Source organism: Pseudomonas tremae (assembly GCF_001401155.1).
Lineage (GTDB): Bacteria > Pseudomonadota > Gammaproteobacteria > Pseudomonadales > Pseudomonadaceae > Aquipseudomonas > Aquipseudomonas tremae.
On the sequence record NZ_LJRO01000214.1, the window covers coordinates 1 to 279 of the forward strand.

General features: G+C 50.2%; 1 protein-coding gene. It reads right to left on the reverse strand.

Going from position 1 to position 279, the window contains the following annotated elements:
• Positions 1-106: 106 nt before the first annotated feature.
• Complete coding sequence (locus ALO43_RS30935; protein ID WP_083492177.1) at positions 107-259, reverse strand: hypothetical protein; 153 nt, start codon at positions 257-259, stop codon at positions 107-109.
• Positions 260-279 lie beyond the last annotated feature (20 nt).

A 279-nucleotide genomic window follows, 5' to 3' on the forward strand; every position in this document is an offset into this window, starting at 1 on the left:
GGATGTACCGCTGCAAGGCACGGTATCTGATAAAGGCTGGTATCTGACACAGATACTCTGATCGTTCAGCCAACAGGGCAATCAACGATCAGAGCAGAAGCAGGGCTTAATGCCTGCCGGGGACTTTTTGCTGTTGTTGAGTGATCTCGACTGGAGCGTCATCCTTGCTGGTCCACAAGCTTTGCGCATAACCGGTTGTCACGACACCCAAGCAAAACAGAATAACCAGAATCCAGAGTAAATCAGGCTTGCGTTTCATTGACTGCCCTCCTTAGGCAA

Coding starts and splice junctions, on each gene's coding strand:
- ALO43_RS30935 (WP_083492177.1), bottom strand. CDS start 259: ATGAAACGCAAGCCTGATTTACTCTGGATTCTGGTTATTCTGTTTTGC.